General features: G+C 43.4%; 1 protein-coding gene. It reads left to right on the top strand.

What is annotated here, in order from left to right:
- The coding region (locus tag JWH17_RS23540) for a hypothetical protein (RefSeq protein ID WP_205225126.1) at window positions 1-212 on the top strand (212 nt) is incomplete at both ends.

The raw sequence follows: 212 nt of genomic DNA, 5'->3' as shown, positions 1-212 counted from the left end.
GAATAATGCGGCAAGGCAGAAGCCATATAGAAAACTTATAGAACTCACAGAGAAGACAATAGGCTACGCCGAAAAGGGGGTGCACAGTTTACAGAATTATGTGGGAAGTTCCATAATTGAACAAGCTGTGGCAGTCGATATTTGCAAACAGTTGCGAGAATATCTGCCTATTATTCGTCAGGTCGCGTGCCAAACCAAACGCAGAGTATTTG

This window comes from Desulfogranum marinum (genome assembly GCF_016918565.1).
Lineage (GTDB): Bacteria > Desulfobacterota > Desulfobulbia > Desulfobulbales > Desulfobulbaceae > Desulfogranum > Desulfogranum marinum.
This window is presented reverse-complemented; position numbering and strand designations above follow the sequence as displayed.